The sequence below is a fragment of the Halovenus salina genome, assembly GCF_026410925.1.
Lineage (GTDB): Archaea > Halobacteriota > Halobacteria > Halobacteriales > Haloarculaceae > Halovenus > Halovenus salina.
Genome location: NZ_CP112972.1, coordinates 773,156 through 798,976 on the forward strand (window position 1 = coordinate 773,156; position 25,821 = coordinate 798,976).

The following is a 25,821-nucleotide window of genomic DNA, read 5'->3' on the forward strand; positions in this document are numbered from 1 at the left end:
TCAGAAATAGAACAACCGCTCTGGTCGATACCCTTGTTGTTTCCAACGTAGCCCCGTCTGTTCGCGCTGGTTGTGAAAATCTCGGAACTACAACCGCAAGATTATTATTATAGTGCCTTGTTTTATTAATTGAGCATGAACCTCACCAGACGAAGACTGCTATCCGGAGTTGCCGGTGCCGGGACGACTGCCGCCCTCGCCGGCTGTATCGGCGGCGATTCAGACGACAGTACAGGGTCGAGTGGGACAACTGCGGAGGCGTCGTTTTTCGTGTTCGGAGATATCATGAGTCGGGTCGCCGGCGAGACAGCCGATGGAAGCCTGCTTGTGCCAGTCGGTCAACACGGCCACGGCTGGGAGCCCGGTGCGAGCATCCGTCAGGACATCCGAGAGGCAGACCTGTTCGTCCACGGCATGCCCGACTTCCAGCCCTGGGCCGACGACATCAGGACCGACCTCGAAGCCGACAACGCAGACGTGACCTCTCTTGAGATCAGCCGTGATATCGGTCTGTTGGAAGCCGGCGGCGGCGGACACGACCACGCTGAGGAAGGCGAGAGCCACAACGAGGAGGACAACCACGACGATCACAACGAAGAAGACAGCCACGACCACGACGAGGATGAACATCACGACGATCACAACGAAGAAGACAGCCACGACCACGACGAGGATGAACATCACGACGATCACGACGAAGATGACAACCACGACGGCCACGACCACGGATCTGGGATGGACCCCCATTTCTGGATGGACCCGCTCCGAGTGAAAACTGCAGTCGACAACGCGAGCCAGGGGCTCGCCGAAGTGGACCCCGAAAATGAAGAGGTCTACGCCGAAAACGCCGAGGAACTCAAAAGCGACCTCGACGACCTCCACGAGCAGATAGAGGCGATGGTCGCCGACGCCTCGACCAACGTCATCCTCGTCGCGGGACACAACTCCTTCCAGTATTTCAGCGCTCGCTACGGCATCGAGGTTGCAGCGCTCACCAACGTCTCACCCGACGACCGCCCGACCCTCGAAGACAGACAACAGGCACAAGAGGTCATCGACCGCCACGACCTGCAGTACATCTGTGCCGACCCACTCGAATCACAGCAGGCGGCCACACAGCTCGTTGGAGACACCGACGCCCAGGAGGTGCTGTCGCTGACGGCGATGCCCGGACTCACCGACGACTGGGAGAGCGAGGGATGGGGGTACATCGAGGTCATGGAAAACGTAAACCTTCCAACCCTCGAACGAGTACTTGACGCATAATGGCCGTCATCGAAGTCCGAGATGTCGCGTTCGCCTACGCCGACCGGCCGGTCGTCGACGGCGTCTCACTCGACGTCGAAGCGGGCGAGTTCCTCGGCCTCGTTGGTCCCAACGGGTCGGGCAAGACGACGCTTCTTGAGCTAATGATCGGGCTCCGTCACCCCGACAGCGGGTCGATTAGCCTGTTCGGTGCGCCGGCATCGAGTGCGACACACGGCGACCGCGTCGGCTATGTCCCACAGGACGTGGCGAACGCGAAAAACGAGATGCCGATCACCGTCAGAGAGGCCGTCCGGATGGGACGGTACCCACGGAAGCTGTTCGGTCGGTTCTCTGAGACAGACCACGCCGCCGTCGAGGAGGCCCTCGAACGGGTGGAGATAACCGACCTCGCCGACCGGCGTGTGGGGCGGCTCTCGGGTGGACAGCGCCAGCGCGTCTTCATCGCCCGGGCACTTGCAGCCGACGCGGACCTGCTTGCACTCGACGAGCCGACCGTCGGTGTCGACGCGGAGTCCCGCGGAGCATTCTACGACCTGCTCAATGAACTCAACGAAGACGGAATGACAATCGTCCTCATCGAACACGATATTGGCGTCGTCACGACACACGCCTCCAAGATTGCCTGTCTCAACCGCGAGCTGTTCTTCCACGGCGACCCCGAGACGTTCGTCGAGACCGACGCACTTGGAAACGCGTACGGCGACTCACAGTCGGTCCTCCAGCACAATCACTAACGATGGTCCAAATACATATCCCAACTGCTGGCGCTCTCAGCACACAGAGCACGATAGACCGCATTGTCGAGGCTGTTCTCGACGGTTTCTGGGGTCATATCATGGACGTTGTCGCCGACGTGACCGGCATTGACGTGTTGGGGTTCCCGTTCATGCAACGGGCCTACCTCGCAGCAATCTGTATCGCGTTTATTGGCCCGCTCGTCGGGAGCTTCCTCGTCCACCGAGAGATGGCGATGATTGGCGACACGCTCGCACACTCGGCGTTCGCCGGTGTGGCGGCCGGGCTGTTCGTCAACGCCACCTTCGGTGTGACCGTGCCGCCGCTTTTGACTGCACTCGTCGTCGCGGCAGTTGCCGCGTTGCTTGTCCAGACCCTAGTCGACTACGCCGGGGCTTACCACGACACCTCCTTGGCTATCGTGTTGGCCGGCTCGTTCGCTGTCGGGAGCGTTCTCATCACGGCGACTGATGGCGGCATTGCTGTTGGAATCAATGCCTATCTCTTCGGGTCACTCGCCACGGTCACCCGGGTCAATGCGGCGATTTTACTCGCCCTGAGTCTCGTCGTCGGCGTCGGTGTCTCGGTCGCCTACCGTCCACTGGTGTATATCACATTCGACGAGGTGGGTGCACGGGCCGCTGGCCTCAGTGTCAGTCGGTACAATCAGCTACTCGCAGTGTTGACCGCCGTTGTCGTCGTCGCCGCGATGCAGATTATGGGTGTGATCCTGGTCGCGGCGATGCTCGTCGTTCCGGTGGCTGCTGCCACGTCGGTTCGTGGCTTCAAGCGGTCAGTCGCCGGCGCGGTCTGTGCCGGGCTCTTCTCAACGGTAACCGGCGTCACGCTGTCCTATCACTACGATGTGGCTGCTGGCGGGACGATTGTCCTGGTCGCTATCGCGGTCTATGCTGCCGCCACTGTTGGCGAGCGTGCCCGCCACCGCGTTTCGGCGACAGGCGAGACAGTCACACCACCAGCGACATCCGACGGCGGAGCAGGCAAAGAGTAAGAAAGTTGGCTGTTACCAACCCGTTTCGTAGTGCCTATGCCGGAGCACTCGTGAGAGAGAGGTATGACAGATGAATCACATCGGGCGGCAACCGCCGAGCGGGCGGCCCGCGCCGGTGGCGTTGTTGCACGAGGGACCTTTCGGGATGGGGTCACCCCAGAGACAAAAGGCGACAAAAACGACCTTGTCAGTACGGCCGACAGGGACGCACAGCTCCAGGTCATCTCGACGATCTCACAGGAGTTCCCGGGCGCAACACTGGTCTGTGAGGAGGAGGTCGAACCCGTCGACGCCGGCAGCGGCCTCTCGCTTGTCGACAGCGTCCCAGAGACGGGCGACGCCTGGGTCGTCGACCCAATCGACGGCACGGGGAACTATCTCCGGGGCATCCAGTTCTGGAGTACCGTCGTCGCCGCGGTGACAGACGGCGAACCGGTCGCCGTCGCGACGTACATGCCGGCGCTCGAAGATATCTACACCGCCGGTCCCGAGAGTGTGACTCGCAACGATACAACGATGCAGGTGAGCGACCGCGAGGACCCCGAGACGTTCGCGGTCGGATTCAACGGCTGGTGGCCGGTGACCGGCCGCAGCGAGTGGACGCCGCTGTTTGAGGGGACTATCGAGCAGTTCGGCGACATCCGACGGTTCGGGGCAATGCAGGGCGCGCTCGCACTCGTGGCGTCGGGGGGTCTCGACGCGGCGTTCATGCCGACGCGACCCCAGCCCTGGGACTCGCTTGCCGGCGTCCATCTGGTCCGGGAGGCGGGAGGAATGGCGACAGACGTGTACGGTGACCGCTGGCACGTCGACAGCGAGGGACTTGTCGTCTCGAACGGGAACGCACACGACCGATTGCTCGAGACGATTCAGGACGGTATCGGTCTGGAAGTCTGAGGTGTGTGCGGGCCGGGCACACGAGACCACAATATAAAAACCGTCGGCCCACCGCCTTCCCAGTATGGACCTGCTGGACCGATACGACGTGAGTCCCGAGCTGGCGTGGGTGACGGCGTTCGTTGGCGCTGTAGTCGCAGTCGTCGGCGGCGCACTCGCCTTCCCACAGCGCGTGTACGACGAGGTTCTCTGGCGATACTTCATCGGCCCCGTCCGTGTGGACGCGACCGAGTACGACTGTCTCGTCTACGACAAAGGAAGCGCCGAGATGCTGACCTCCGAGGCGACCTCCTGTGTCGCTGACGCCAACCAGTTCGTCGTCACCGAGGGGTATACCGTCACCTCCACAGCCGGCTACATCGGGATTCTCGTGTTCATGCTCGCAGGCATCTATCTCCTGCTCGACCGCTTCAGCCTCCGTCCACACCGTGGCTTTTTCTACTCGCTGTTCCCGTTCATGCTCTTTGGCGGCGTCCTGCGAACGGTTGAGGACAGCTTCATCGCAGCCATAGATGCCGGTGTGACGCCGGGACTCGAGTATCCGGTCAGTGCGCTCCTCATCAGCCCCTTCATCTACTTCACCGTCTTCGCTATGGCCCTCGGGTCGTTCCTGCTGGGGAAGTTCCTGCACGGCCGAGAGCTGACAGCAACCTGGACACGACCGATTGCCGGGGCCGGAGCGACCGTGCTTACGGTCTCGTTTGTCTATCTCGTCGCCCTCTCTGTGACGACAGATTACGTCTCGCTGTACCCAGGCATCCTGGCTGTCACGCTCGGCGTTGCAACTCTCTGTACGGTCGGCGTCTACTACCTGGCAGATAGAGTCGCGCCGTGGGTCCACGAGGGGACCGGCCGCATGGGGCTGGTCGTCATCTGGGCCCACGCCGTCGACGGGGCGGCGAACGTCCTCGCCAATGATTGGACACAGGTCTGGCACGGGCTCGATTACGGCGCGAAACACCCGTTCAATCAGTTCGTGATGAGCACGACGAACAGCCTCCAGGGCGGGACAGAGATTCTGGGCACCTACGTCGGTGAGGCGTGGCCGTTCCTGCTGGTGAAACTCGCAGCCCCGGTGTTGATTCTCGCGCTGTTCGACAAGCAGTTCATGGACGAAAGTCCGCGCTTTGCGGTCATGTTGCTCGGCGCAGTGGTCGCAGTCGGTCTCGGACCGGGAACCCGCGATATGGTCAGAGTCGCACTCGGCATCTGAATCAGGGATACGGGTGGTGGTCGTGGTCGAGTTGCGGCCGAAAACCAAGTTCCTCGGGAACCCGACTCGCCCGCTCACCGAAGTAGGTCTCGCCGAAACACATCGGCTGTGCCTCGGGTACCGTAACACGCACGGCCTCGAACCCAAGGCGTTCGACATCTCTCGTCGTCGTTCGCGCCGCGTAAGCGCTTAGTCCGGCGTCAGTGACCCGTGCGACAACCTCGTCGAGCGCCTGTGCCCCAGTCGGCACCTCGGCCGGCCCGACCGATCCCGCCGGGATCGTGGACTCAGTGTCGATGTACTCGCGAGCGGTCTCGGGGAACTGCGCGTAGCGGCCAATTTCGCCCAGGGCATCGCTCGCTGCCTCCTCGCCCATTCCATCGAGTTCCATCCAGTTCTGGAGCGCCTCGGCCAGCGCCGACCGGGCCGCTTCGGCGACATCGAGGTCTGCGTCAGAGCCAAGCGCAAAGCGTGGCCAGGAGTCACGGTGAACGGCAACGGCAACGACAGGTACGTCGATATCCTGTGTGACAAGCATCGGCGTCACCGAGAGACCCTCTGAGGCGGCCCGTTCGGTCATCGTCTCGAACGTCTCGTCGTCGACATCGAGTTCGAGCGGGTCGAACGTCGAGTACCACGACAGCATCGTCGCATCGCGTTCGATGACCTCGTACAGCCCCGAGAGCAGTGCCTCGATATCGCTGTTGCCCAGGCCGAGTCCGGTCGTAATCGGCGGGCGATACCGGCGTGACGGCGGCGGGAAGTGGACAAACTCCGCGGGGAGCATCGCCTCCTCGCGCGTCGAGAGATTCTCACCGGGAACCCACTCGATTTCTGTGCCGTCTGGCTCCGTACGGGTGACAAACGACGCCGGCTCGACCGCGTTCGGTATCTCCGCGGGGGTTCCGGTCTCGAAGTTGTCGACCCGGTAGATGCCAGCACAGTAGCGTTCGAGTGCCTCGCCGAGTGCGCGCATGAACGCGCCGTCCCAGTCCGGGGCGACGCCGGCCGCGTCCCGTGCCGCACTCACGTCACTGAACCCAGCAGTATCACAGCTCTGTGCCAGGTAGTACGGCACCGGAAACGACTGCGCCTCGCCGATTTCTTGGACGATGCCGAGCATGTCGTCGAAGCCCCGCTCGGCACGGGTCAGCGAGTCATCGAGGTCGCGTTCGACGTACTGGCGTGGGAGTTCCCGACTGCGTCCTGTGTCACAGGCACAGTTCGGGAGCGGGAGGAACTCTCGTTCGTTGAACGGGACGACAACCACACGACCGAAGATGTCGGCGTCGGACTCGACGGCCCGGACCGCCTCTCTGCCCGCGACTGCGCCGGCAAAGCGGCTGGTGTGTGCTGCTGGTGCTGCCGCCGGCTCTGCCTGCGGGTCGAGGTTCGCATTCACGCGCCCGGACAGACACTCGTAACAGCCCGTCTCGGGACCGAAGCCCGCGACCGCGGCGTCGACGATAGGAATTCCGCCGACGCCGCCGAGCTCGACGGCCACCCACTGGAGGCCGACCTCGAGGGCGCGTTCATTGACCAGATCGAAGCGGTCGTCGCCGACCTGACCGACGACCACCGCAAGCTCCAGGTCTGTCAGTTCCGTCCGGTCGCGACGCTCTGTGTCGACAGCCACGTCGCCGAGTGCCGCCTCGGCCGCCGCGGCTGCCGGCCCACTACCGACGATACCGACTGTCATGTGCGTGATGACGAGGGCCGAAATAAAAAGCCCCAGGGAGCATTGTCGTCACAGAGTATCCTGTTCTGTCTCCCAAGCTGAGATAGTAACTTAAAGACCTCAGTATCGCAGGCCAATGCCTATCGGAGAGTCGGGACACGTTTCGTACATGACGTACGATATGACAGCAGACATCGCGGAGAACCGTCTGTATATCGACCTGAACGGACGGATGGACGGCGAGGAGATCGAGGCGGCAGCCGAAGCGGCAGTCTCCGAGGCCGAGAAACTCGAAGGGGAGTTCGACATCATCAACGACCTTGCTGGATTCAAGCCGCCGTCGCCGGACGCCGCCGAGCCAATCAAGGAGGCACAGGCCAGCCTCAGGGAGATGGGCGTCGACAGAGTCGTCCGCGTCATCGACGACGAGACGAGCAAGATAGTGTTACACGCCTTCGAGCGACGGTCGACGGATGTGGGGTACAGCGGCGAGAAGGCAGACACAGTCAGCGAGGCAGAACGGCTCCTGTCGAGCCGAGAGATTGCAGGCTATAGCTGAGTCGGGCAGCGTTCGCGCCTTCCCGGTCAGCCAGCAAGCGTGTAGAACCTGTGTACTTCGAGGAGGATAACGACCAGCAACAGCGCAATCGTAGGCCACCAGACCAGCGACCCGAACGAGAACAGTCCGAGGAAAGTCAACACCGCGCTCACTGCAAGCGCAATTGCCGTGAGCATATAGACGAGAACGTACCCCATCCGTTCCAGAAGTATATATCCCTGCATAGCCCTCGTGGCAGGCGTCTACTCACCCGCGCGTAAAATAGGTATCAGTTATCAGTCGTCGTCTGCGGTCGCCTGTGGAGGTTCGGCGTCGCGTTCGGGCACGTCTTCCAGGTAGTCGTCGGCATCGAGGGCCGCCTTGACGCCCATGCCCCCAGCAGTGGCTGCCTGCTGGTAGTGGTGGTCGACCACGTCCCCGGCGCCAAAGATACCGTCGACAGCAGTTCGGGTCTGCCCGCCGCCGTCGCCGCCCTGTACCGTGACATAGCCCGTCTCGTCGAGTTCGACGCCGGTGTCCTCGAAGTACTCGGTGTTGGGTGTGTGGCCGATTGCGTAGAACACCGCGCCAACGTCCATCTCGACGGTTTCGGTCTCGTCGTCGTCCAGGTTGTCTTTCGGATACCCCGACTCGTTCTGTGCGAGCGTGACCCTGTCGATTCCCGCTTCCTGTGAGCCGTGGATTTCGAGTAGCTCGGTGTTTCGGAGGATCTCGATGTCGCCCTCGTCGGCCTTCTTCTGGACGCGGTCGACCCAGTGGGCCTCTGCGCGGAACTCCTCACGGCGGTGTGCGATGTACACCGTGTCCGCGAACTTCGTGAGGAAGGTCGCCTCCTCCATCGCGGCATCACCGCCGCCGACGACCAGCATATCCTCGCCTTTGAAGAACGCGCCGTCGCAGGTGGCACACGTCGAGAGACCGTACCCCATCAGTTCGTCCTCGCCGGGAACACCGAGCGTCCTGGCGCTCGCGCCGGAGGCGGCGATGAAGGCGTCGGTCGTGTACACATCACCGTTTGCACACGCGACGCGGATTCGCCCATCATCGAGTTTCGTCACTGACTCGACGACCCCGTGGTCGATATCCGCACCGAACTGGGTCGCTTGCTCTTTCATCTCGTTGACCAGGTCCGGCCCGCTGATTCCCTCCGGAAAGCCGGGGTAGTTGGCGACGTCGGTCGTGAGCGTGAGCTGTCCGCCCGGTTCGTCGCCTTCGAGAACGAGCGGGTCGTTGTTCGCACGGCCGGCATAGATTGCCGCCGACAGTCCCGCGATACCTGTGCCAGCGATGATAAGTCGTCGGTGGTCGGTAGATTCAGCTGTCATTGCTCTCTAGTAGGGGTATCGTCGGTTTGTAGATTGCGCTCTCTTGTCCCGTCCGGACACAACCGATCTCCATCAGAATCCGTCTTCGGGGAACGCTTCGAGCAACGCGCCGTGGAGCGAGCCGTTCGAGGAGAGCAAGGAGGCGCGGGTGCCAGTGTCTTCGAGCTGGAGTTCGTACTCGCTCCCGTCGGCGTGTGTCGACTCGCCGCCGGCCTCCCGAAGGATGCACAGCCCCGCGGCGACATCCCATGGGTATGTGTCGTACTCCCAGTGGGCGTCGGCACTCCCGGCGGCCACATAACAGAGATGCAGTGAGGCACAGCCGAGCCGCCGGACACCGCGAGCGCGGCGGTAGTAGCGTTTGAGGAACTCGCCGGTCGGGTCGTACCCCGAAAGCAGCATGCTCTCGTCAATTCGGGCCCGGTCGGTCGGCTCGATTGGCGTCTCGTTTCGATACGCCCCTTTTCCCTGGACAGCGTGGAACAACTCCTCTGTGACAGGGCTGTAGACGACGCCGACGACCGGCGTCTGGTCTTTGGCCAGTGCGATAGCGACGGTGAAGTTCGGGTTGCCGTGGACGAAGTTCCCAGTGCCGTCGATTGGGTCGATGACCCATGTGTAGGGGCTGGTGCCGGCGTTGACAGTCCACCCTTCGGAGAGAACCGTGTGGTCGGGAAACGCAGAGCCCACGATAGCGGTGATGATGCGCTCGCTCCGGGAGAGTGCCGCCCCGACGAGCTCCTCGCTGACCAGCCCGGAGTCAGAGCGCTCGATGCGGTCGTAAATCCGTCGGGCAGGTCTGCCGGCCGCGACAGCAGCCTCCCTGGCTACGTCGCCTGCGGCCGTTAAGAGGTCGGTCGGTCCGGCAGCACGCTCGCGGTTACCGGTATCGGCGCGCCGTTTGACGTTCCAGCCGAGTTTCGAGGTTAGCGTGTCCATTGTCCTATTGCTGAACGAACTTTGGACCAGATAGGCGGGTGTCTCCGCACCGGTGACGGTGAACTTCGTCCCCGCAGTCACGGCCATTTCCGGCCGGGAGCCATCGACTGAGAGTCGAGCATCTGTTGCCGGTACGACTGTGATTTCGGAGTCGGCGTCGGCCACAATCGGTCGGACGCTCGCGTTGTAGGTATGCAAAGGCGTGATCTGGAGCGTTTCGTTGCCCGCAGGAAAATGAACCGGCCCGCCCGAAGACAGCGCCATCGCAGTCGACCCAGTCGGCGTGTTGACGAGGATTCCCTCACCCTCGTATCTGCCGACGTACTCGCCGTCGACAAAGACTTCCAGTTCACACCGGCCCCCACTCGACTGCTCTGTTTCGGCCCGCCGGCGACGGGTTGCGGGGGCGTCGAACTGGATTTCGTTGATACCTGTCTCGTCGATGTCGTCAGCGACGACGCGGGCCTGTAGATGCTCAATAATCGTCGCCTCGCCGCCGAGGATCTCGTCGAATGTCTCCGGGATAGCTTCGGGAGCGGTAACTGTCAGAAACCCGAGCGTTCCCGTGTCGATACTGAGAAACGGAATCTCGCGGGGAGCGAACTCCTCGACGGCACGCAAGAACGTCCCGTCGCCACCCACCACGACGCCGAGCACGTCGCCACCAGTGATACGATACTCCTCGATGGTCTCCCCAACATCGTAGGTGACGAACGCCCGGCCGTGGTCTGCGACGGCCGACGCGACCGAGTCGACGACCTCCTCGGTCCCAGGTGCTGCGATACAGACGACGCGCTCGGTCGTAGCCAGCCGGGACCCTCTCATTACCCTGTCCGATGGTTCCGCCGTGGATAAGTCGTTTGCCCTCGGTCTCAGTCGTGGTAGTACTCCATGCCGGAGCGCTCGTAGGCCGGCGAGGAACTCCGAATCGCGGTGCCGACGTGCTGGAGCTCCATCCCGAGCAGAACGACCACGTCGCTCAGCGAGATGATGCCGGCGAGTTCGCCGTCCTCGACGACAGGAACGCGTCGGAGCCCCTTCTGTGAGAGGAGCTCGACCAGGTCGTACACGCCGGCATCCCCTTCGATTGTCGGCGTCTCCTCGTCGACGAACTCGACGATATCGGTCTCCTCTGCGTCGAATGTCTCGTCGAGAACGGCCATCGCGAGGTCGCGGTCGCTGACGAGTCCAAGCGGTTTCTCGTCATCAACGACGACCACGCTCCCGACTGCGTCGCCGTGCATTCGCCGGACGACGGTGTCGACTGACTCCCCCGGTTCCACCGTTACTACGTTTGTGCGTGCAATATCTATGACTGCCATGTCTGTCTTTCACAGTTCTGACCTACAAGCCTGACGCTTGTTTCGCCAGACAGACGGTTCGGAAAGCGTAAGTGGCGGTCGGGAATACCGGATGACTGTGACAACTGCAGTCCGGCGTGCAGCCGCATTTGCGCTTGTTGGCTGCCTCGCGCTCGTCGGGCCGTGGGTGCTGGGTGTCGAGGAGCCGGCTGTCGCAACTGCCGCCGCTATCGGCCCGTTTCTGGCGGTGGCGGCCGGCGCACTCTGGGTTGACACCGAGAGTGTTCTCTTCGAGTTGTTTGCTCGGCCCGCCGACAGACGCAGCGGGACACTCTATGGCTTAGCGGTGTTTGCGCTAGCGGCGGCAGGACTCGCGACGCTCACCGTCGGCTTCGGGATGCCCGCCTACGTGTACGTCGGGACTGTGCTTCTCCTCGTGTTCGGCAACCTCGCCGCCCAGCTCGTCCGTGCCTACCGGTACGAACAGGTGCGGGCGACTGCGGGCTTCGTTGTCGGTGGATTTCTCGCGTCGGCGACAGGCCAGCTGATGACAGTCGAACTCACGACGGAATCTGCCGGCGTCCCGCTTGTGACGTTTCTCGCTGCAAGCGGGGCGCTGTTTGCCGCCCTTCTCCAGCAGATGTTACACCGGCGCGACGACGCGCTTGTGTTGGTGGCCGTGGCGATGATGCTGTGGCTGTTCTCGACCCTACCCTTGGAGATTACGACGACGCGTATCGCCGTTGCGCTCGGACTGACCGTGGTGCTTGGCTACGCTTCGTATGCGCTCGAAACCGCGTCACTGGCCGGAATGCTCACCGGAGTCTTGCTCAGCCTGCTGACAATCGTGCTAGGTGATTTCGCCTGGTTTGTCATCCTCGTCGCCTTCTTCGGCATCGGGGGCGTGGCCTCAAAGTTCCGGTTCGACCGCAAGCTGGACCGCGGTGTGGCCCAGGAGAACGAAGGAGCCCGTGGGACCGGAAACGTGCTGGCGAACTCGCTTGTCGCCCTCGTGGCTGTCCTTGCCGGCGCGGTAAGTACGGAGTACGGCGTCTCCCAGGCGGTGTTCTTCTATGCCTTTGCCGGTGCTGTGGGAGCTGCACTCGCCGATACGCTCTCCAGTGAGATTGGCGGCCTCTTCGACAACCCGCGGCTCGTGACGACACTCGAAGTCGCCGAGCCGGGTGTTGACGGCGCTGTCACCTGGCAGGGTGAACTGGCCGGCCTCTGTGGTGCCACCATCATCGCCGCTATCGCCTGGGTCGGCTTCGGCGGAATCACAGCCTTCGGCGCGGGAGTAATTGTCTTCGCTGGACTCGTCGGTATGACTGTCGACAGCTTCCTCGGGGCGACCATCGAGGGACGCTTCCTGGGTAACCAGGGCGTTAATTTCCTCGCGACTGTTGCGGCCGCCATCGTCGGCGCAGGGCTGGCGACCGCGTTGAACCTCCCACTCTGATATGGTTACAATCCGGGACGGACAACTGACAGACGAGAGACAACTGCGCTCCATCCAGGAGAGCACGCTGGCAGAACCCTCTCCGGACCTGCTTGCGGCCGGAATCGACGGCCCACTCGGGCTGTTCGTCGCTGACGACGGCGGCCCCGTCGGCTACGCACTTCTGATGGAGAGTGCGGACACAGCATTGCTGCTCGAACTCGCCGTCGCCACGACCCACCAAGGCGAGGGAATCGGCTCCGAACTCTTGGAGAGAGTCCTCACACACCTCGAAACGACAGGGGCCGAGACGGTCCGCCTGACGGCCCGCGAAACAGCGAGTCGTGTCCATCGGTTCTACGAGCGACACGGATTCGAACGGGGAGAGGTACTCGACGGGTTCTTCGAGTCGGGCGACGCAGTCGTCTTCACGAGGGAGCTACGGCCGTAGCGGTAGCGGCTCGTATCCGTCTGTCCGCATCACCTCACGGTTTCGGTCGGGCCACTCGAACAGGCGCTCGCGGAGTACGTCCCCGTCTTCGGTCTCGGGATCGTACAGACCCAGTACCGCAGTAAGTGTCAACACCAGCCAGCCGCCGTAGCCGACGAAGACCGTCACCGGAACCATGACCACTATCGAGACCGAGACTCTCACGAATCGTTCGGCTACCCCGAGCTCCTTGTTACCTTCTGTTGTCATACCTGCGGATACATCTGGAATCAGTTTAAGTATGCTCCCCGTGTCTCGGGTAGAGAATCAGGCATCTTCGACAACAATCCGGCCTTCCATCCCGGTTCCGGCCTCGGGGCGGTAGTGTGGGATACAGAAGTAGGGGTAGGTCGCTGGCTCCTCGAAGGTGAAGGTGAACTCGTCGTTCGGAGAGAGGCCGCCGCCGCCGTTGTTTTGCCACGCCGACTCGGCTTCGTCCTGTGAGTCGAAGTCGCCGGACGACCAGAAGCCGACCGACTCCGGCGTCGCGTTCTCGAAGGCTGTCACGGTGTGGGTGTGCGAGCTCGTGTTGATGAATGTCACGGTCGTTCCGGGCTCGACCGTTATCTCTTCGGGCCGGAACTTGCTGATGGTCATCCCCACTTCGTTCTCGCCGGTCGGGTCGCCACCCACGTCAAGACAGCCGGCAACTCCGGCTGCAACGCCACTTCCGACGGTCGCTATGAATCTCCGGCGCTCCATACACGGGAGTCAGGAATGCACTCATATAGGCACCACGGTTTTTTCGGCCCAGTGAGAAAGGGAAACGCCTTTGCCCGAAACCGTCAGAGATAGACGCATGAGCAACGGGGACAGCGACGACTCTGACAACGGGGAGATCGACCCTGCCGACCCCGAACCGTTCGAATCGCGACTCGATGAGGCCACACAGGCAGTCGAGGCTGCCGAAACAGAGGCCGACCTCGACGAAGCCGAAGGGCTCCTCGACGATATCGAGAGCGACCTCGACGACGTGACCTTTGCGGTCGAAATCGAGGACGAAACAGACGACGAAGACGACGAGGACGACGAAGAAGAGAACCCCCGCGACGAGTTCGAAGACCGCCTCTCCTCCCTGGGAGACGACATCGAGGACCAGCGTGGGCCCTACGTCGAGGAGGTGACCGACGCCGTCGAGAGCGCCGAATCGACAATCACCTCGAGCCAGTGGGCCGACGAAGGCGTCCCAGAGGTCATCGAGGCCGTCGAGTCATACGTCGACACCGCGACAGTCGTTCTCTCTGGCTCCTACGGCGAGACCGGCGAGACGTCGGAAGCGGCCGCGGAGACACTTTCAGCCGTCCGGGTGGAAATCACAGACAGTGGCTTCCACCCCGACACCGACGAGAGTGAAATTCGGGAACTCCTGGAAAGCGCCGAGGACCTCGAAAGTGAACTGGAGGACGCGACGCTTTTTGGCGACCTCGAAATCCGCGAACAGCTCCGACGCGAGGGCTTTTATGACGTGCTCGAATCCGAGAACCGCAAGGACTTCCCGCCAGAATGGACCGCGGTCAAGCTTTACGAGAAACGCGGCGAGGTCGAGCCGATTCTCTCCGCGTTCGACAAGCTCGACTCGGATTTCATGCAGGAGAACATCCTCGACGCGCTCGAACACATCGCGCCCGAGGAAGCCTACGAGGAAGTGCAAGGACTGGCACAGCGCCGGAATATCCAGGCCGTGCGGATTCTGGGCCGCATCGGCGACGAGCGTGCCTGCTCGACGCTGCATAACTTCCTTGGCGGCGGAGATGTCAAGCTGGAGAAGACCACGCTTCGCGCACTGGGAATGATTGGTAACGAAGACTCCGCCGAGGAGGTCGTCGGACGCCTCGGTGCGGACAACCCTGAGGTTCGCTCCGCGGCGGCCCGGTCACTCGGTCTCATCGGAGACACTCGCGCTATCGACCCGCTGTCGGACGTGCTCTCAGCAGATTCAGAAGACGAAGTTCGGGCAAGCGCGGCGTGGGCGCTCAACCAGATTGGCACCGAGCGTGCCCTGGACGCGGCCGCGGCGTACACCGACGACCGGTCGTATATCGTCCAGACAGAAGCAGAGAAAGCGGCGTCGGGCTAGAGTTCGCCGAGCTTTCGGAGCAGTTGTCCCTTGTACTCCTCGTCGGCCTGTACTCCTTTGAGTTCGAGGACGCGTCGTTCTAGCTTGTCGATAGCGACGCGGAAGGCGTTCTCTGCGCCGTACCCCTCGCCGGAGCCGGCGACCTGGCCGCGGTTGGTCCGCAGCCGAATCTGTGCCTGGATGAGCGGCGTACCGCGTTTGGTTTCCTTGTGTCGGTGGAAACGGACGTGTGCGTGCTGGACCTGCATCTTCTGGTATTTCTCGGCTACCTCCTCGATCTCTTGGCGGATGGCGTCCCGTGAGAGCGCTTCGATGAGTTCGATGTTTGTGATCTGCACGTCCATGTGGTCCTGTTCGGTGTAGGTGAGGGCACGCAAGACGTCGGTTTTGGTGATGATGCCCGAGACAACGCGGTCGTCGTCGTCAGGTGTGACGACCATGCCGGCGTAGTCGTTGTCGAGCATCTGGCTGACGGCAGTGTCGACGGTGTCATCGACAGTTGTCGTCGCAACAGGGCTGTTCATGATATCGTAGACAGGAATATCGAGAATACGCTCTCGGTCACCCGAGCGGTCGCCCTTGTGCTGGCGCTCCATGTCGCGGACGGCAAAATCCGCGATATCGTGGGTCGTCACCATCCCGGAGATGTGTCCGTCGTCGTCGAGTACCGGCAGCCGCGAGATGCCGTGTTCCCGAAGCAGGCCGATGCCGCGGCCAATGTTCGTGTTCTCGGTGACCGTGATGACATCCACGGTGTAGATGTCGCCGACGGTAAGCGTATCGAGGTTCTCTATGACCGCATCCAGAATCGCGTCTTCGGTGACGATGCCCCAGAGGTTATCGCCCTCGAAGACCGGCGCGATTTTTGCGTTGCTCTCAACGAGGACACGCGCTACCTCGCGGACATCCTCGGTTCGGGCGACCTTGGGGGCAGAGCGGACGAGCCCGCGGACCTTCGCGTCGTCCTGAACGTGGGACTGGACGAGCTGGCGCTGGTTGACGACTCCCTCGTAGTTGCCGTCCTCGGTGACCACGATGCCTTTCGGGTTCTCTCGCTCGAAGAGAGACCGAATCTTCCCGAGTCGTTCGTCGGCATCGACTGCCTCGTACTCTGTTGTCGCGATATCAGCAATATCCATGGGTCTGCGTTATGTTCGTCACCCGAGGTTATCAAACTTGGTTTCTTTTTCATCTGATGGGCACCACCCCGTCTCAGCCTCGCCACCGTCTGTGTCACTCCAAACGCTCGGCGTACGTGTAGTCCGCTTCACAGGCAGTGGGGCACTCTCTATCGAGTGGTATCTGCCACCCCTCGAGCAGCGTCGGCTCGGTCTGTGCGTTTGTCAGGGTCGTCCGGACGGCAAGCACGTCGACTCCGTAGTAGTCACCAGGGACGCCGTGGAGATACTGCAGTGCTGTCTCGAAGAGGCTCCGCATCCCGTCGTCGTTCTCGAAGTCGACGTGTTTGTACGCACCGGCCGCGACCTGAACCATCCCGTGGAGGAAGGCACTCTCTGTCGAGCCGCGCCCGTAGTTGTACCACTCGGCCTCGAAGCAGTCGTGTGCCTCGTGGTAGGAGCCAGCGTTGTAGAGACGAACGCCGTGGACGACCGCACGACGGAGCGTCTCGTGTTCCCAGCGCCCTTCGGCAGGGTGCCACCCGGTCGGGGTTCCCGCTGTCGGCGGCTCCACGCTGTCGTCTCGGGTGTGCTCGTCCACACCGTATCGTTTCCAGTTTTAGACGGGTAAGGTCGTTGCCCCGTGCGGCACGGAAGGAATCTCGAACAGACTGTTGGAGAGCACGCTCCCAATCGCCCTCGAAGGTGCCGTCACCGGCATCGAAATCGAAATCCGGAGCGGAGCTTACACACTTGCTGACAGTGTGTGAATAGTTACCTGTCTGTCGTGCTTCCGCCCTAACTAGCCATATTCTGCCGATATCGGACCTAAGGACATACATTACTGGCGTATCGGTTGTCCATTTCATTTCGTTACTTACACATAACTGGGATTTGTGAGTCCACACACGTTCGAATGGACTGGCTCAGAGAACGACCAATCGCTCACCGTGGCCTGCACTCGGACCGGGTTCCCGAGAACTCCCTCCCGGCCTTCGAGAAGGCGGCTTCGGCAGGCTACCCGGCCGAACTCGACGTTCGGGTGACTGCCGACGGCGTCCCGGTCGTCTTCCACGACCGGAATCTCGACCGCCTGACCGGCCGGACCGGCGCAGTGCGGAACACACGGTGGGACGAACTTGCCGACTGCACGCTTCTCGACTCCGACGAGACGGTCCAGCGGCTCGATACGGTCCTCGATGTTGTCGACGGGGAGGTCCCGCTGCTCATCGAGCTCAAAAACACGAATCGCCCCGGAAAACTGGAACGTGCGGTCGCAAGCTGTCTCGACGACTACGGCGGTGACTTCGCTATTCAATCGTTCAATCCGCTGGCTCTCTGGTGGTTCCGCCGCCATCGCTCGGAGTGGGCACGCGGACAGCTCGCACCCCTTGCACTGGGGAGTGGCCTTCTTTCACGGACTGTACTGAAGTATCTCGTCCCAAGCGTGTACACGAACCCTGATTTCGTCGGCTACGGCTGTAACATGCTCCCGAAGCTCCCCTTCTCTCGCGGGAACAAGGAACGTCACGTCCTGGCGTGGACGGTCCGCAGCGAGGACACGCTCAACCAGATCGAGCCCCACGTCGACAACGTGATCTTCGAGGCTATCCGCCCCTGAGTGCGTTCCCGACGACGGGAACCGGTCGCCGGGATTTGTCTCGGGCGTCGACCACTATTTTGTGCCTGCCGGGTGTAGGTTGCGTATGTTCGACGAGATTCTCTTCCCGGTCGACGACAGCGAACAGGCCGCGGCCGCGACCGACCACGCCCTCACAGTCGCCGCTAAACACGAGGCGACGCTGCACGTCCTCAACGTGGCAGACACCAACCAGCTGAGTCTCGCCCGCGTCCAGGGAGATGTGGTCGACGCACTGATAAGCGAAGGCGAACGTGCCGTCGAGGAGACAGCCGATCGTGCCCGCCAACAGGGCGTGACAACGGTCACTGATGTCATCCAGGGACAGCCGTACCGCAGTATCATCGAGTACGCCGACAACGTCGACATCGACCTGATTGTCATGCCAACACACGGCCGACGCAAGCTCGAACGGTTCCTGATGGGGAGTACGACCGAGCGAGTGCTGCGCCGCTCGACGGTTCCAGTGTTGACGGTACGGCCCGGTGAGGACAGCCTCCCAGCGTACCCGTACGACTCGGTACTGGTCCCAACCGACGGCAGCGACGCCGCCGGAACGGCAGTCGAGCTGGGTATCGACCTCGCAGCGCACAGTGGGTCGGCGTTTCACGCCCTCTCTATCGTCGAGATTTCGGGACTGGGCGAGGATGTGGTATCTGAGGATGGGTTCGCCGCCGTGGAGGAGCAGGCACAGGACGTTGTCGACGACGCCGTTGCACTTGCCGAGGAGACCGGACTCGCCGACACGACCGGCACTGTCGGACACGGGCTGTCTATCTACGAAGAGGTCATCTCGTACGTCGAAGACCACGACATCGCAGCCATCGTTGTCGGCACGCAGGGCCGTTCCGGCGTCGAGCGGTATCTGCTCGGAAGCGTCGCCGAGTATCTCGTCCGGACCGCCCCTGTTCCGGTGTTGACTGTGCAAGCGGCGGAGTGAGCCTGACACGCGGCCTACCGTGCTATCTCGACGCCGGCGATATCGAACCGGAGACCGTCGCCGGTGTCTGTAATCGAGATGTTCCAGCCGTGGGCCTCTGCGATGCGGCTGACGATGGAGAGTCCGAATCCGGTCCCGTCGTCGTCTGTGGTGTATCCGGCCTCCAACAGCTTATCAGGGTCGTCGGTCTCGATGCCCGGTCCGTCGTCCTCGACATAGAGCGTCTCTTCACCGGCCGTCCCGACACGGACGGTCACGTCAGGGCCGCCGTGGTCGATTGCGTTGCTGATGAGGTTCTCGAACAGCTGTCTGACGCGGTCTCTATCACAGTTGATTCGGACGTCGTCTTCGACTGTTACCGTTGAGGTCTCTGTGCCGACCATGTCCTGACACTCTCGGAGAACAGTACTGACCGAGACGAACGCCTTCCCCGAGACCGTGTCACCCTGTCTGGCAAGGAGGAGTGTCTCTTCGAGCAGGGTCTCCATCCGACTGTGTGCACTCTCGATTTCCGGGAGGTGTTCGCTCTCGTAGTCCCGGGCGAGCAGTTCAGTCCGCGCCTGAGCCACGTTCAGCGGGTTCCGCAGATCGTGCGCGACGATGCTCGCGAACTCGTCGAGGCGTTCGTTCTGTCGGACAAGCCGTTTCTCGCGTTCGACTCGCTTGTTGATGTCGTTGTAGACCGCAAACCCCTCGGTCTTGGTCCCGCTCTGGGACGGGATGTTCCGGAAATTGAACACCCGTTCTCCGTCGGCTGTCTGCCGCCGGACTTGTTTGTCCAGTAGCTCCCCGTTTTCGACCCGTCGGTCTATCTGCTCTGCCTCCTGTTGTTTCTCTGCTGGGACGATCAGATCGTCGACCGACCGTCCGACGGCTGTCTCCTCATCGTACCCAAATGTCTCCTCGAAGGCAGCGTTGACTGCCGAAACGTGGGGGGAGTCGTCCTCGTAGGCGTACGATAGCGTCGGCTCCGGAAAGTTCTCGAACAGTGCCGAGAAGCGCTCGCGCTCCTGGCGCAGCTGTTGTTCGTTTTCCTTTCGTTCACTGATATCCCGAGAGGTGATGACGTAGCCGTTCGGTAACTGCTTGTCAGCGGTCTGCATCTGCGATTCGACCCAGACCCAGTGCCCGTCCGCGTGGCGCATCCTGAACTCGACCTTCGTGATGCCGCCCTCTGACCCGCTTATCGAAGAGGTGAAGGACTCTATCGTCTCTTCACGGTCCTCCGGATGGACGTAGTTGAACACAGGGTCGCCGACCAGATCGCTCTGCTCGTAGCCGAGAACCGTCTCGACTGCCGGGCTGTGGTACTGGATGATGCCGTTCTCAGAGAGGAGGGTAATAATGTCGGTTGTCCCACGGAGAAAGGCCTGAAGTCGCTCTTTGACTTCGGTTATCTCCTGGCGGCGCTCTAGCCGGTCGAGGGCGGTCTCTGCGTTTGCAACCAGGACAGAGGCAATTTCGATATCCGAGCGGTCGAACACGCCGGGCTCTGGGTCACAGATCGTCACCATTCCGTGTTCCCCGATCGGCAGATACATCGCTGACCGGACCGGATCGCGGCCGTGGTCGTCATCGATGTCTCGCACCTCGTCGAAACGCAGTCGCTCACCCTCTGTATAGACCTCCGCATGTGGGCTGTCACCGTCGATAAGGTAGCTGGGCCGGTCACCGAGTACCTCCGTGACCTCCGGGGTGAGCGCGACCGGCTCCAGTACCCCCTCATCCTCGTCGGCGAACCGAACCGCCGTGTAGTCGTACCCTAGAATATTTTTCGCCGCGTCGGCGGTGAAGTCGGCCACTGTCTGGCGGTCTGTCGCTCCCATCAGTTCTCTCGTCCCCTGGTGTAATAGTTCGAGCTGCTCAGCCCGTCGGTGTCGCTCAGTAATGTCCCAGCCGACACTGATGACACCACTGTACTCGTCGCTGACATCGCGAAGCGGGTGTGCGTCCCAGTACATCCGCCGTTCGTCTCCGGAGGCGGTCGTAATCGTCGTCTCGTAGCCTTCGAGACTGTCGCCGTTCCGAAGCACGTCGGTCGAGTGGTCAACTACCTCCTGTCGGCGCTCGGGGTCGGGATACAGCAACTCTGCCCACTCGTCGGTTCCGAGCATCTCCTCGGCGTCGTAGCCCGTTATCTCGGCCGCCGCCCGATTCCAGACCAGCAGGTTCGCGTCCTCGTCGATGACCGAAATCCAGACGTTTGCGTTCTGGATAATCGCCTCTCTGAACTGGTTCAGCTCCCGGAGTTCCGCCTCTCGCTGGCGCTGTGCCGTGATATCTGTAAAGACAAGCTGTGCCGCCGGGCTGCCGTCGAAGGTAACCGGAACGACAGTTCCGCGAACGGTCCGTTCCTCGCCGGTGGCTGTCAGCAGTCGGAACTCCCGTGTCGACGCTGGCTCGCGCGTCTCGACTACCTGCTCGATTGCATCGCTGTCTCTGTCTTCTGGATGGACGAACTCGGTAACCGTCGACTCGTCGACCGCCTCGTCGGCCGTCACAGACAGTGTCTCCTCTGCGCTGGTGTTGAGATACAGTATCGTTCCGTCGCCGCTGACGACGACCATCGGAACCGGTGCGCTCTCGATGAGTGTCTCGTACTCCCGGGTCCTGCGCTCGGAGGTTTGGCTCGCTTTCCTCGCGGAAACAGCGTTGTCGATTCGGTTGGCGAGCAGTGTGTACTGGTCGAGACTTCCCTCCTTCTGGAGGTAGTCGGTCACCCCAGCACGTATTGCGTCGCTGGCTATCTCCTCGGATCCTTTCCCCGTGAACAGGATGAACGGAACGTCGGGATAGCGTTCGCGTATCTCCTCCAGTAACTCGATGCCGTCGGTCGACCCCATGTCGTAGTCAGAGATCACACAGTCGAAACAGTCCCGCTCGAGCAGTTCGAGCGCCTCGGCAGGCTCTGTCGTGGTGACGATCTCAAATCGCTCGTCTTCGTCCGCCAGCAGATCAGCCGTCACTTCGAGAAAGCCAGCGTCGTCGTCGACATGAAGAATCCGAACAGACGACCCCATTGGACTCAGCAAAGTACCTAGATAATAAATCAATCCTGCATGTTAAAAGCTCCCACTCGGAGGGAACGGTTTTGGCTCTCGGGACGCAACGCTGGGCATGGACTGTCCACACTGCGAGACAGCACTCGTCACCTTCGCCGTCCCGCCGGAGTACCAAGAGCACCTTCCGGGCTCCGAGTCGGCCGCTGGCCTCTGTCCCCGGTGTCTCTCTTTAGAGCCCGTCGAGGAGTCGGCCGGCGAGCCGGCCTTCGACCGTCTCAGTGATGGGTTTCCGACGACGCGCGAGGCCGCACTCCCGCTGGCGTTGCTGGTCGGGCTGTTGTCGAATCTCGCGCTCTACCGGAGTGAGATAGCGACCTTGCTCGAAGCGGTAGAGCGAGCTGGAACCGACCCGCTGCTCGTTCTCGATAGACTTGACCGCGACCCCGAAGTCGAGACCGATATCGACCTCTCGGGGCGGCGACGACAGCTCGAACAGCTGCTCTAGACGCCAGTAGAGTACCGAAGCAGGCCGGCAACGCCACCGAAGGCGTTCAAGAGCTGTTCCCCCTTCTCGAAGTCAGTCGAGATAAACAGCGTCTCTGTCCCGCGCTGGTCGGCGATGTTCATCAGGTGATCGATTGCGTCCTCACGCTCCCACTCGGAGACTGTCCCGCCGTCGGGACACTGGAGTTCGTCGGGTTCGTCGGTCACATCGACGAACTCGACTTCCTCTCGGCCGTCACAGTCGTAGACCAGTACGTCCTTGCGGAGGTCCTCGCTGATGAGGAGTCTGTCAACCGAGCCCATGATGAGATTCTCGCGCGTGGGACCGAACCCGTAGGTGGCCCGTTCGCCGTCGTGGAGTTCTTCGAAGAACTCCTCCATCACCTGTTTGTCCTGAAGGACTTCGTGTTCCGCGAGCACCTCGTCGGCGGCGTCGACGAGGTCGTACAGCCCAGATTCGTCTGTGTAGGCCACATCGAACTTGCCGAGCACCATATCCTGGAGCTCGTGGTGGAGGTAGTCCCCGTCGATAAACTCGTCTTTGGTCGGTGAGGGGCCGCCGACGAGGATACCGTCCATCTCGTGGCGCTTGGGGACGAACAACTCATCGGCCATCCCGGCGACCTCCTGATAGAAGTTGTCGATTGCTTCCAGCCGGAGTCGGGCGAACCGCTGTGCCGACTGGCCACCTTTTCGCTGTTTGCCGGGCACGAGCGAGGAGGCTGACTTGACCGGCTCGACGCGTTTGCCCTTGAGCCAGCCGACGTTTGCCTCCCGGCGGTCGAGGACGACGAGGCCAAAGAGGCCCTTGTCGAGCAGCATCTCTTCGAGTGGCCCAGTTAGGAAATTCGAGTCGCAGTGATACCGGAACGACTGGACAGAGTTTGGCGGGTTCTCCAGGACTTCAGTAACCATATCTGTCCGACCGCCGCCGCTATTGACGGCTCCCGAGAACAACACCATCCCGTTCTCTGGCGGTTGGTCGTAGTATTTCAGTCTGTCTTTGATGCTCTTGAGGGCGTCCTGGACGTTCGTGCGTGTCTCTTTCGATTTGATGTTGCTCGCTTCCGAGTGTTCTTGGGTGACGTGTGCGACGACATCACTAATCAGTCGCTCTGGCGGGACATAAATAGTGACAAGCTGGGTTCCCGACCCCTCGTACTCCTTGAGTTCCTCGATAACCTTGCGAAACTCGTATTTTTGTTTGTCGGACTGGTCCGACTCGGGCGTACTCATTATCTACAGTTGGTGAGTGGTCTGTAAGTAACTGTTGACCTCGTATCAGCACGCCCTGTGTCGGCGGTTCTTCGTGCCGGAGCCACAGACGAGTGGGTTTATATCTTGGGCGTGTGTTACACGATACAATCAAACGATGGCAGGGTACGTGCTTACGATTGCTGGCGGAAAGGGTGGGGTCGGCAAGACCACGACCGCCATCAACGTCGGCGCGGTGCTAGAAGAGGGTGGATACGATGTCGTTGTTGTCGATGCAGACCTCGGGATGGCCAACCTGGGAGAGATGCTCGGCGCAACCCACGAGTCGACGATTCATGATGTGCTCGCCGGTGACGTCACGGTGAGCGCGGCACTGACCAACGCCCCCGGTGGACTGACGATTATCCCCGGCGAGCAGAGTCTGGAGGCGTTCGCCAACGCCGATCCTGCGAAGCTCCGGAAGGTCATCAAGACGCTACGGAACACGTTCGACGTGGTGCTGGTCGATACGGGTGCAGGGCTGAGCCACGAGACGACGGTCCCGCTCGGCCTCGCTGACGGCATCCTTCTGGTGACGACGCCGGACGACGTGGCGGTTAACGACACGACAAAGACCGCCGAGTTGGCCGAACGTGTCGACGGTCGAGTCATCGGTGTCCTCGTCGCCCGTGTCACGCGTGAGACTGACGTTTCCGCTATCGCAGACTCCTTCGACCAGCCTATCCTCGGGGTCATCCCCGTCGACCACGAGGCGACCCGCGAGGAGCCACACGCTATCGATGAACCCGACAGCAACTCGTCTGCGGCATACACAGAGTTGACGGGACAACTCGAACGGGTCTTTTTCGAGGGTGCAAGTGGTACCGACCTCGACCACGTCTTCGATGAGGCGTGGTTTGGGGAGACACCCGACGAGACGACGGCGGAATCCACCTCGGACGGAGAGGACGAGTCAGAAGACAAAGACGACTCAGACGGCGTCTTCGGCGGGCTGTTCGGCTGACTCCTCAGTCGGCCGCCGATACCGCCGTGCCGGCACAATCGGTGTCGACGGCGACGTTCCGGAATTCGAAGCGTGCCCCACCGGCCTCGCTCTCGGTTACTGTCAGCTCCCAGCCGTGTGCCTGGCTCACGCGCCTGACGATTGCCAGCCCGAATCCGCTCCCGTCCCTTGCAGTGGTGTATCCCGGCTCGAAGACCTGCTCTCGTTTCTCTTCTGAGATTCCCTCGCCGTCGTCTGCGACGTAGAACCCGTCCTCACACGGCTCGACGGTGACCGTCACGCCGTCGGCAGTGTGTTCGATAGCGTTTCGGAGCAGGTTCTCGACCAGCGGCTTGATTCGTTCGGGGTCTCCTTCGATTTCGAACGCTTCATATTCGAGCGTGTCACCTGGGGTGCTGAACGTCTCCCAGGCCCGGGTGGCAATTGCGCCGATGTCGACCGTCGTCGTACAGTCGACGACGATTCCGGTTCGGGCAAGCGTTCGCAGCTCGGATATCATGTCCTCGATTCGGTCCAGCGCAGACTCGACACGCTCGAAGTCCTCGTCACCACCCGAGTCGTGAGCCAGGTCGACACCGGCTCGAGCCTGGGCTAGCGGGGTGCGGAGGTCGTGTGAGACAAAGGAGATGATTTCTTCGAGGCGCTCGTTCTGGGTCGCCAGCTGCTCGCGGCGCTGCTCCTGCTGTGAAATGTCCTGCAAGATGCCCACAGACCCCCGGAACTCGTCGTCGAAGGGGAGTGTGGCCATGTGGTCTCGGCAGGGTATCGTGTCTCCCCCTTTCGTGTGGATATCTACCCGGAACTGCTTTCGGTCGGGTCCCGAACTCGAAACAATTCTCCGTAACGTCTCGTTCGCGCGCTCGACGCCCTCCTCTGTCTTGATGAGACCGGGTGGACTGCCCAGAATCTCTCCGCGGTCGTAGCCGACCATCTCCACGAAGGCGTCGTTGACGTACTCGAACGTGCCTTCGTCGTCGACGACGTAGATTGGGTAGTTGAGCGCCCGGAGAACCGTCGCGTAGCGCTCGGACTCGACTTTCGCTCGGTGTTCCTCGGCGGCGTGTTCGACGCGGTGAATCAACCGCTGGAGCTGTTCTGGGCCGCCCTTCTGGAGATAGCCGGTCACGCCCGAGTTTATGGCTTTGCTCGCTATCTCCTCGCTTCCTTTCCCGGTGTAGAGAATAAACGGAACGTCAGAGTGGGTCGCCCGGACGTGTTCCAGAAACTCGAGTCCGTTCACCTCTGGCATGTCGTAGTCGCTGATGATGCAGTCAATCTGTGTCGACGCCAGCGTCTCCAGTCCAGTCTTCGCGTCGGTCGCCGTTACCATCTCTACCTCCGGAAGCTCACGCTCGAAGTACGTCTCGACGACGTTGAGCTGTCCGGGGTCGTCGTCAACATGAAGAATCCGCGCGTCAGTCGCTTGATAGTGTTCTGGCACCGTAATCACCTGATTATAATTATGTA

The 25,821-nt window shown here is 61.8% G+C and carries 25 protein-coding genes; 13 read left to right on the forward strand and 12 right to left on the reverse strand.

What is annotated here, in order from left to right; genetic code table 11:
* Positions 1 to 135 precede the first annotated feature (135 nt).
* From OSC37_RS03870 to OSC37_RS03890, 5 genes are all read left to right on the forward strand, one after another.
* Positions 136 to 1,266, forward strand: coding sequence for a metal ABC transporter substrate-binding protein (locus tag OSC37_RS03870; RefSeq protein WP_267163291.1), 1,131 nt, complete (start codon positions 136 to 138; stop codon positions 1,264 to 1,266).
* Positions 1,266 to 2,003: a metal ABC transporter ATP-binding protein gene (locus tag OSC37_RS03875; RefSeq protein ID WP_267163292.1), complete on the forward strand. Its 738-nt coding sequence runs from the start codon at positions 1,266 to 1,268 to the stop codon at positions 2,001 to 2,003. The genes OSC37_RS03870 and OSC37_RS03875 overlap by 1 nt, the downstream gene beginning before the upstream one ends.
* Before the next feature lie 2 nt (positions 2,004 to 2,005).
* On the forward strand, positions 2,006 to 3,016 hold the full coding sequence (locus tag OSC37_RS03880) for a metal ABC transporter permease (protein WP_267163293.1): 1,011 nt from the start codon (positions 2,006 to 2,008) through the stop codon (positions 3,014 to 3,016).
* 63 nt (positions 3,017 to 3,079) lie between these two features.
* Positions 3,080 to 3,913 carry an inositol monophosphatase family protein gene (locus tag OSC37_RS03885; protein WP_267163294.1) on the forward strand — a complete coding sequence of 278 codons (834 nt, stop codon included), beginning with the start codon at positions 3,080 to 3,082 and terminating at the stop codon, positions 3,911 to 3,913.
* A gap of 64 nt (positions 3,914 to 3,977) precedes the next feature.
* Positions 3,978 to 5,126 carry a DUF63 family protein gene (locus OSC37_RS03890; protein WP_267163295.1) on the forward strand — a complete coding sequence of 383 codons (1,149 nt, stop codon included), beginning with the start codon at positions 3,978 to 3,980 and terminating at the stop codon, positions 5,124 to 5,126.
* A 1-nt stretch (position 5,127) separates the two neighbouring features.
* Here the strand turns inward: OSC37_RS03890 and OSC37_RS03895 are convergent, their stop codons facing one another.
* Positions 5,128 to 6,825 carry a YcaO-like family protein gene (locus OSC37_RS03895; protein ID WP_267163296.1) on the reverse strand — a complete coding sequence of 566 codons (1,698 nt, stop codon included), beginning with the start codon at positions 6,823 to 6,825 and terminating at the stop codon, positions 5,128 to 5,130.
* 148 nt (positions 6,826 to 6,973) lie between these two features.
* On the opposite strand from OSC37_RS03895, the gene OSC37_RS03900 reads away from it, so the two are divergent.
* On the forward strand, positions 6,974 to 7,363 hold the full coding sequence (locus OSC37_RS03900) for a hypothetical protein (RefSeq protein ID WP_267163297.1): 390 nt from the start codon (positions 6,974 to 6,976) through the stop codon (positions 7,361 to 7,363).
* Between the two features lie 26 nt (positions 7,364 to 7,389).
* Here OSC37_RS03900 and OSC37_RS03905 read toward each other — a convergent pair whose 3' ends face one another.
* The 4 genes from OSC37_RS03905 to OSC37_RS03920 all read right to left on the reverse strand — a co-directional run bounded on the left by OSC37_RS03905 (position 7,390) and on the right by OSC37_RS03920 (position 10,910).
* Positions 7,390 to 7,587 (reverse strand): hypothetical protein, encoded by a 198-nt coding sequence (locus OSC37_RS03905; RefSeq protein ID WP_267163298.1) that lies wholly within the window; start codon positions 7,585 to 7,587, stop codon positions 7,390 to 7,392.
* Positions 7,588 to 7,638: 51 nt separating this feature from the next.
* Positions 7,639 to 8,688 (reverse strand): NAD(P)/FAD-dependent oxidoreductase, encoded by a 1,050-nt coding sequence (locus OSC37_RS03910; protein WP_267163299.1) that lies wholly within the window; start codon positions 8,686 to 8,688, stop codon positions 7,639 to 7,641.
* A gap of 72 nt (positions 8,689 to 8,760) precedes the next feature.
* Complete coding sequence (locus tag OSC37_RS03915) at positions 8,761 to 10,452, reverse strand: NAD(+)/NADH kinase (protein ID WP_267163300.1); 1,692 nt, start codon at positions 10,450 to 10,452, stop codon at positions 8,761 to 8,763.
* A 47-nt stretch (positions 10,453 to 10,499) separates the two neighbouring features.
* The gene (locus tag OSC37_RS03920) at positions 10,500 to 10,910 is read right to left on the reverse strand and encodes a CBS domain-containing protein (RefSeq protein ID WP_267163301.1); all 411 of its coding nucleotides are present in this window, start codon (positions 10,908 to 10,910) and stop codon (positions 10,500 to 10,502) included.
* A 136-nt stretch (positions 10,911 to 11,046) separates the two neighbouring features.
* Between OSC37_RS03920 and OSC37_RS03925 the strand changes: the two genes are divergently transcribed.
* Positions 11,047 to 12,387, forward strand: a complete 1,341-nt coding sequence (locus OSC37_RS03925; protein ID WP_267163302.1) for a DUF92 domain-containing protein — start codon at positions 11,047 to 11,049, stop codon at positions 12,385 to 12,387.
* Position 12,388: 1 nt separating this feature from the next.
* Positions 12,389 to 12,817 (forward strand): GNAT family N-acetyltransferase, encoded by a 429-nt coding sequence (locus OSC37_RS03930; protein WP_267163303.1) that lies wholly within the window; start codon positions 12,389 to 12,391, stop codon positions 12,815 to 12,817.
* On the opposite strand, the gene OSC37_RS03935 is transcribed toward OSC37_RS03930, so the two are convergent.
* Both OSC37_RS03935 and OSC37_RS03940 read right to left on the reverse strand, forming a co-directional pair.
* Positions 12,806 to 13,066 carry a hypothetical protein gene (locus OSC37_RS03935; RefSeq protein WP_267163304.1) on the reverse strand — a complete coding sequence of 87 codons (261 nt, stop codon included), beginning with the start codon at positions 13,064 to 13,066 and terminating at the stop codon, positions 12,806 to 12,808. The two genes, OSC37_RS03930 and OSC37_RS03935, sit on opposite strands and share 12 nt — an antisense overlap.
* Before the next feature lie 57 nt (positions 13,067 to 13,123).
* Positions 13,124 to 13,558, reverse strand: coding sequence for a cupredoxin domain-containing protein (locus OSC37_RS03940; protein ID WP_267163305.1), 435 nt, complete (start codon positions 13,556 to 13,558; stop codon positions 13,124 to 13,126).
* Positions 13,559 to 13,655: 97 nt separating this feature from the next.
* Between OSC37_RS03940 and OSC37_RS03945 the strand changes: the two genes are divergently transcribed.
* Positions 13,656 to 14,933, forward strand: coding sequence for a HEAT repeat domain-containing protein (locus OSC37_RS03945; RefSeq protein WP_267163306.1), 1,278 nt, complete (start codon positions 13,656 to 13,658; stop codon positions 14,931 to 14,933).
* On the opposite strand, the gene OSC37_RS03950 is transcribed toward OSC37_RS03945, so the two are convergent.
* Together OSC37_RS03950 and OSC37_RS03955 are read right to left on the reverse strand one after the other, a co-directional pair.
* The gene (locus tag OSC37_RS03950; protein ID WP_267163307.1) at positions 14,930 to 16,072 is read right to left on the reverse strand and encodes a CBS domain-containing protein; all 1,143 of its coding nucleotides are present in this window, start codon (positions 16,070 to 16,072) and stop codon (positions 14,930 to 14,932) included. The genes OSC37_RS03945 and OSC37_RS03950 overlap by 4 nt on opposite strands.
* Positions 16,073 to 16,166: 94 nt before the next feature.
* Entirely contained in the window at positions 16,167 to 16,652 is a 486-nt protein-coding gene (locus tag OSC37_RS03955) for a DUF309 domain-containing protein (protein WP_267163308.1), read from the reverse strand.
* A gap of 315 nt (positions 16,653 to 16,967) precedes the next feature.
* Between OSC37_RS03955 and OSC37_RS03960 the strand changes: the two genes are divergently transcribed.
* The gene (locus OSC37_RS03960) at positions 16,968 to 17,672 is read left to right on the forward strand and encodes a glycerophosphodiester phosphodiesterase family protein (protein ID WP_267163309.1); all 705 of its coding nucleotides are present in this window, start codon (positions 16,968 to 16,970) and stop codon (positions 17,670 to 17,672) included.
* A gap of 85 nt (positions 17,673 to 17,757) precedes the next feature.
* On the forward strand, positions 17,758 to 18,630 hold the full coding sequence (locus OSC37_RS03965; RefSeq protein ID WP_267163310.1) for a universal stress protein: 873 nt from the start codon (positions 17,758 to 17,760) through the stop codon (positions 18,628 to 18,630).
* A gap of 14 nt (positions 18,631 to 18,644) precedes the next feature.
* On the opposite strand, the gene OSC37_RS03970 is transcribed toward OSC37_RS03965, so the two are convergent.
* The gene (locus OSC37_RS03970; protein ID WP_267163311.1) at positions 18,645 to 21,650 is read right to left on the reverse strand and encodes a PAS domain S-box protein; all 3,006 of its coding nucleotides are present in this window, start codon (positions 21,648 to 21,650) and stop codon (positions 18,645 to 18,647) included.
* A gap of 97 nt (positions 21,651 to 21,747) precedes the next feature.
* Between OSC37_RS03970 and OSC37_RS03975 the strand changes: the two genes are divergently transcribed.
* On the forward strand, positions 21,748 to 22,137 hold the full coding sequence (locus OSC37_RS03975) for a DUF6276 family protein (RefSeq protein ID WP_267163312.1): 390 nt from the start codon (positions 21,748 to 21,750) through the stop codon (positions 22,135 to 22,137).
* Here the strand turns inward: OSC37_RS03975 and prf1 are convergent.
* Complete coding sequence (gene prf1 / locus OSC37_RS03980) at positions 22,134 to 23,372, reverse strand: peptide chain release factor aRF-1 (protein WP_267163313.1); 1,239 nt, start codon at positions 23,370 to 23,372, stop codon at positions 22,134 to 22,136. The two genes, OSC37_RS03975 and prf1, sit on opposite strands and share 4 nt — an antisense overlap.
* A gap of 136 nt (positions 23,373 to 23,508) precedes the next feature.
* Here prf1 and OSC37_RS03985 point away from each other — a divergent pair, with 136 nt between their 5' ends.
* Positions 23,509 to 24,354, forward strand: coding sequence for a MinD/ParA family ATP-binding protein (locus tag OSC37_RS03985; RefSeq protein ID WP_267163314.1), 846 nt, complete (start codon positions 23,509 to 23,511; stop codon positions 24,352 to 24,354).
* A 4-nt stretch (positions 24,355 to 24,358) separates the two neighbouring features.
* Here OSC37_RS03985 and OSC37_RS03990 read toward each other — a convergent pair whose 3' ends face one another.
* Positions 24,359 to 25,795 (reverse strand): sensor histidine kinase, encoded by a 1,437-nt coding sequence (locus OSC37_RS03990; protein ID WP_267163315.1) that lies wholly within the window; start codon positions 25,793 to 25,795, stop codon positions 24,359 to 24,361.
* Positions 25,796 to 25,821 lie beyond the last annotated feature (26 nt).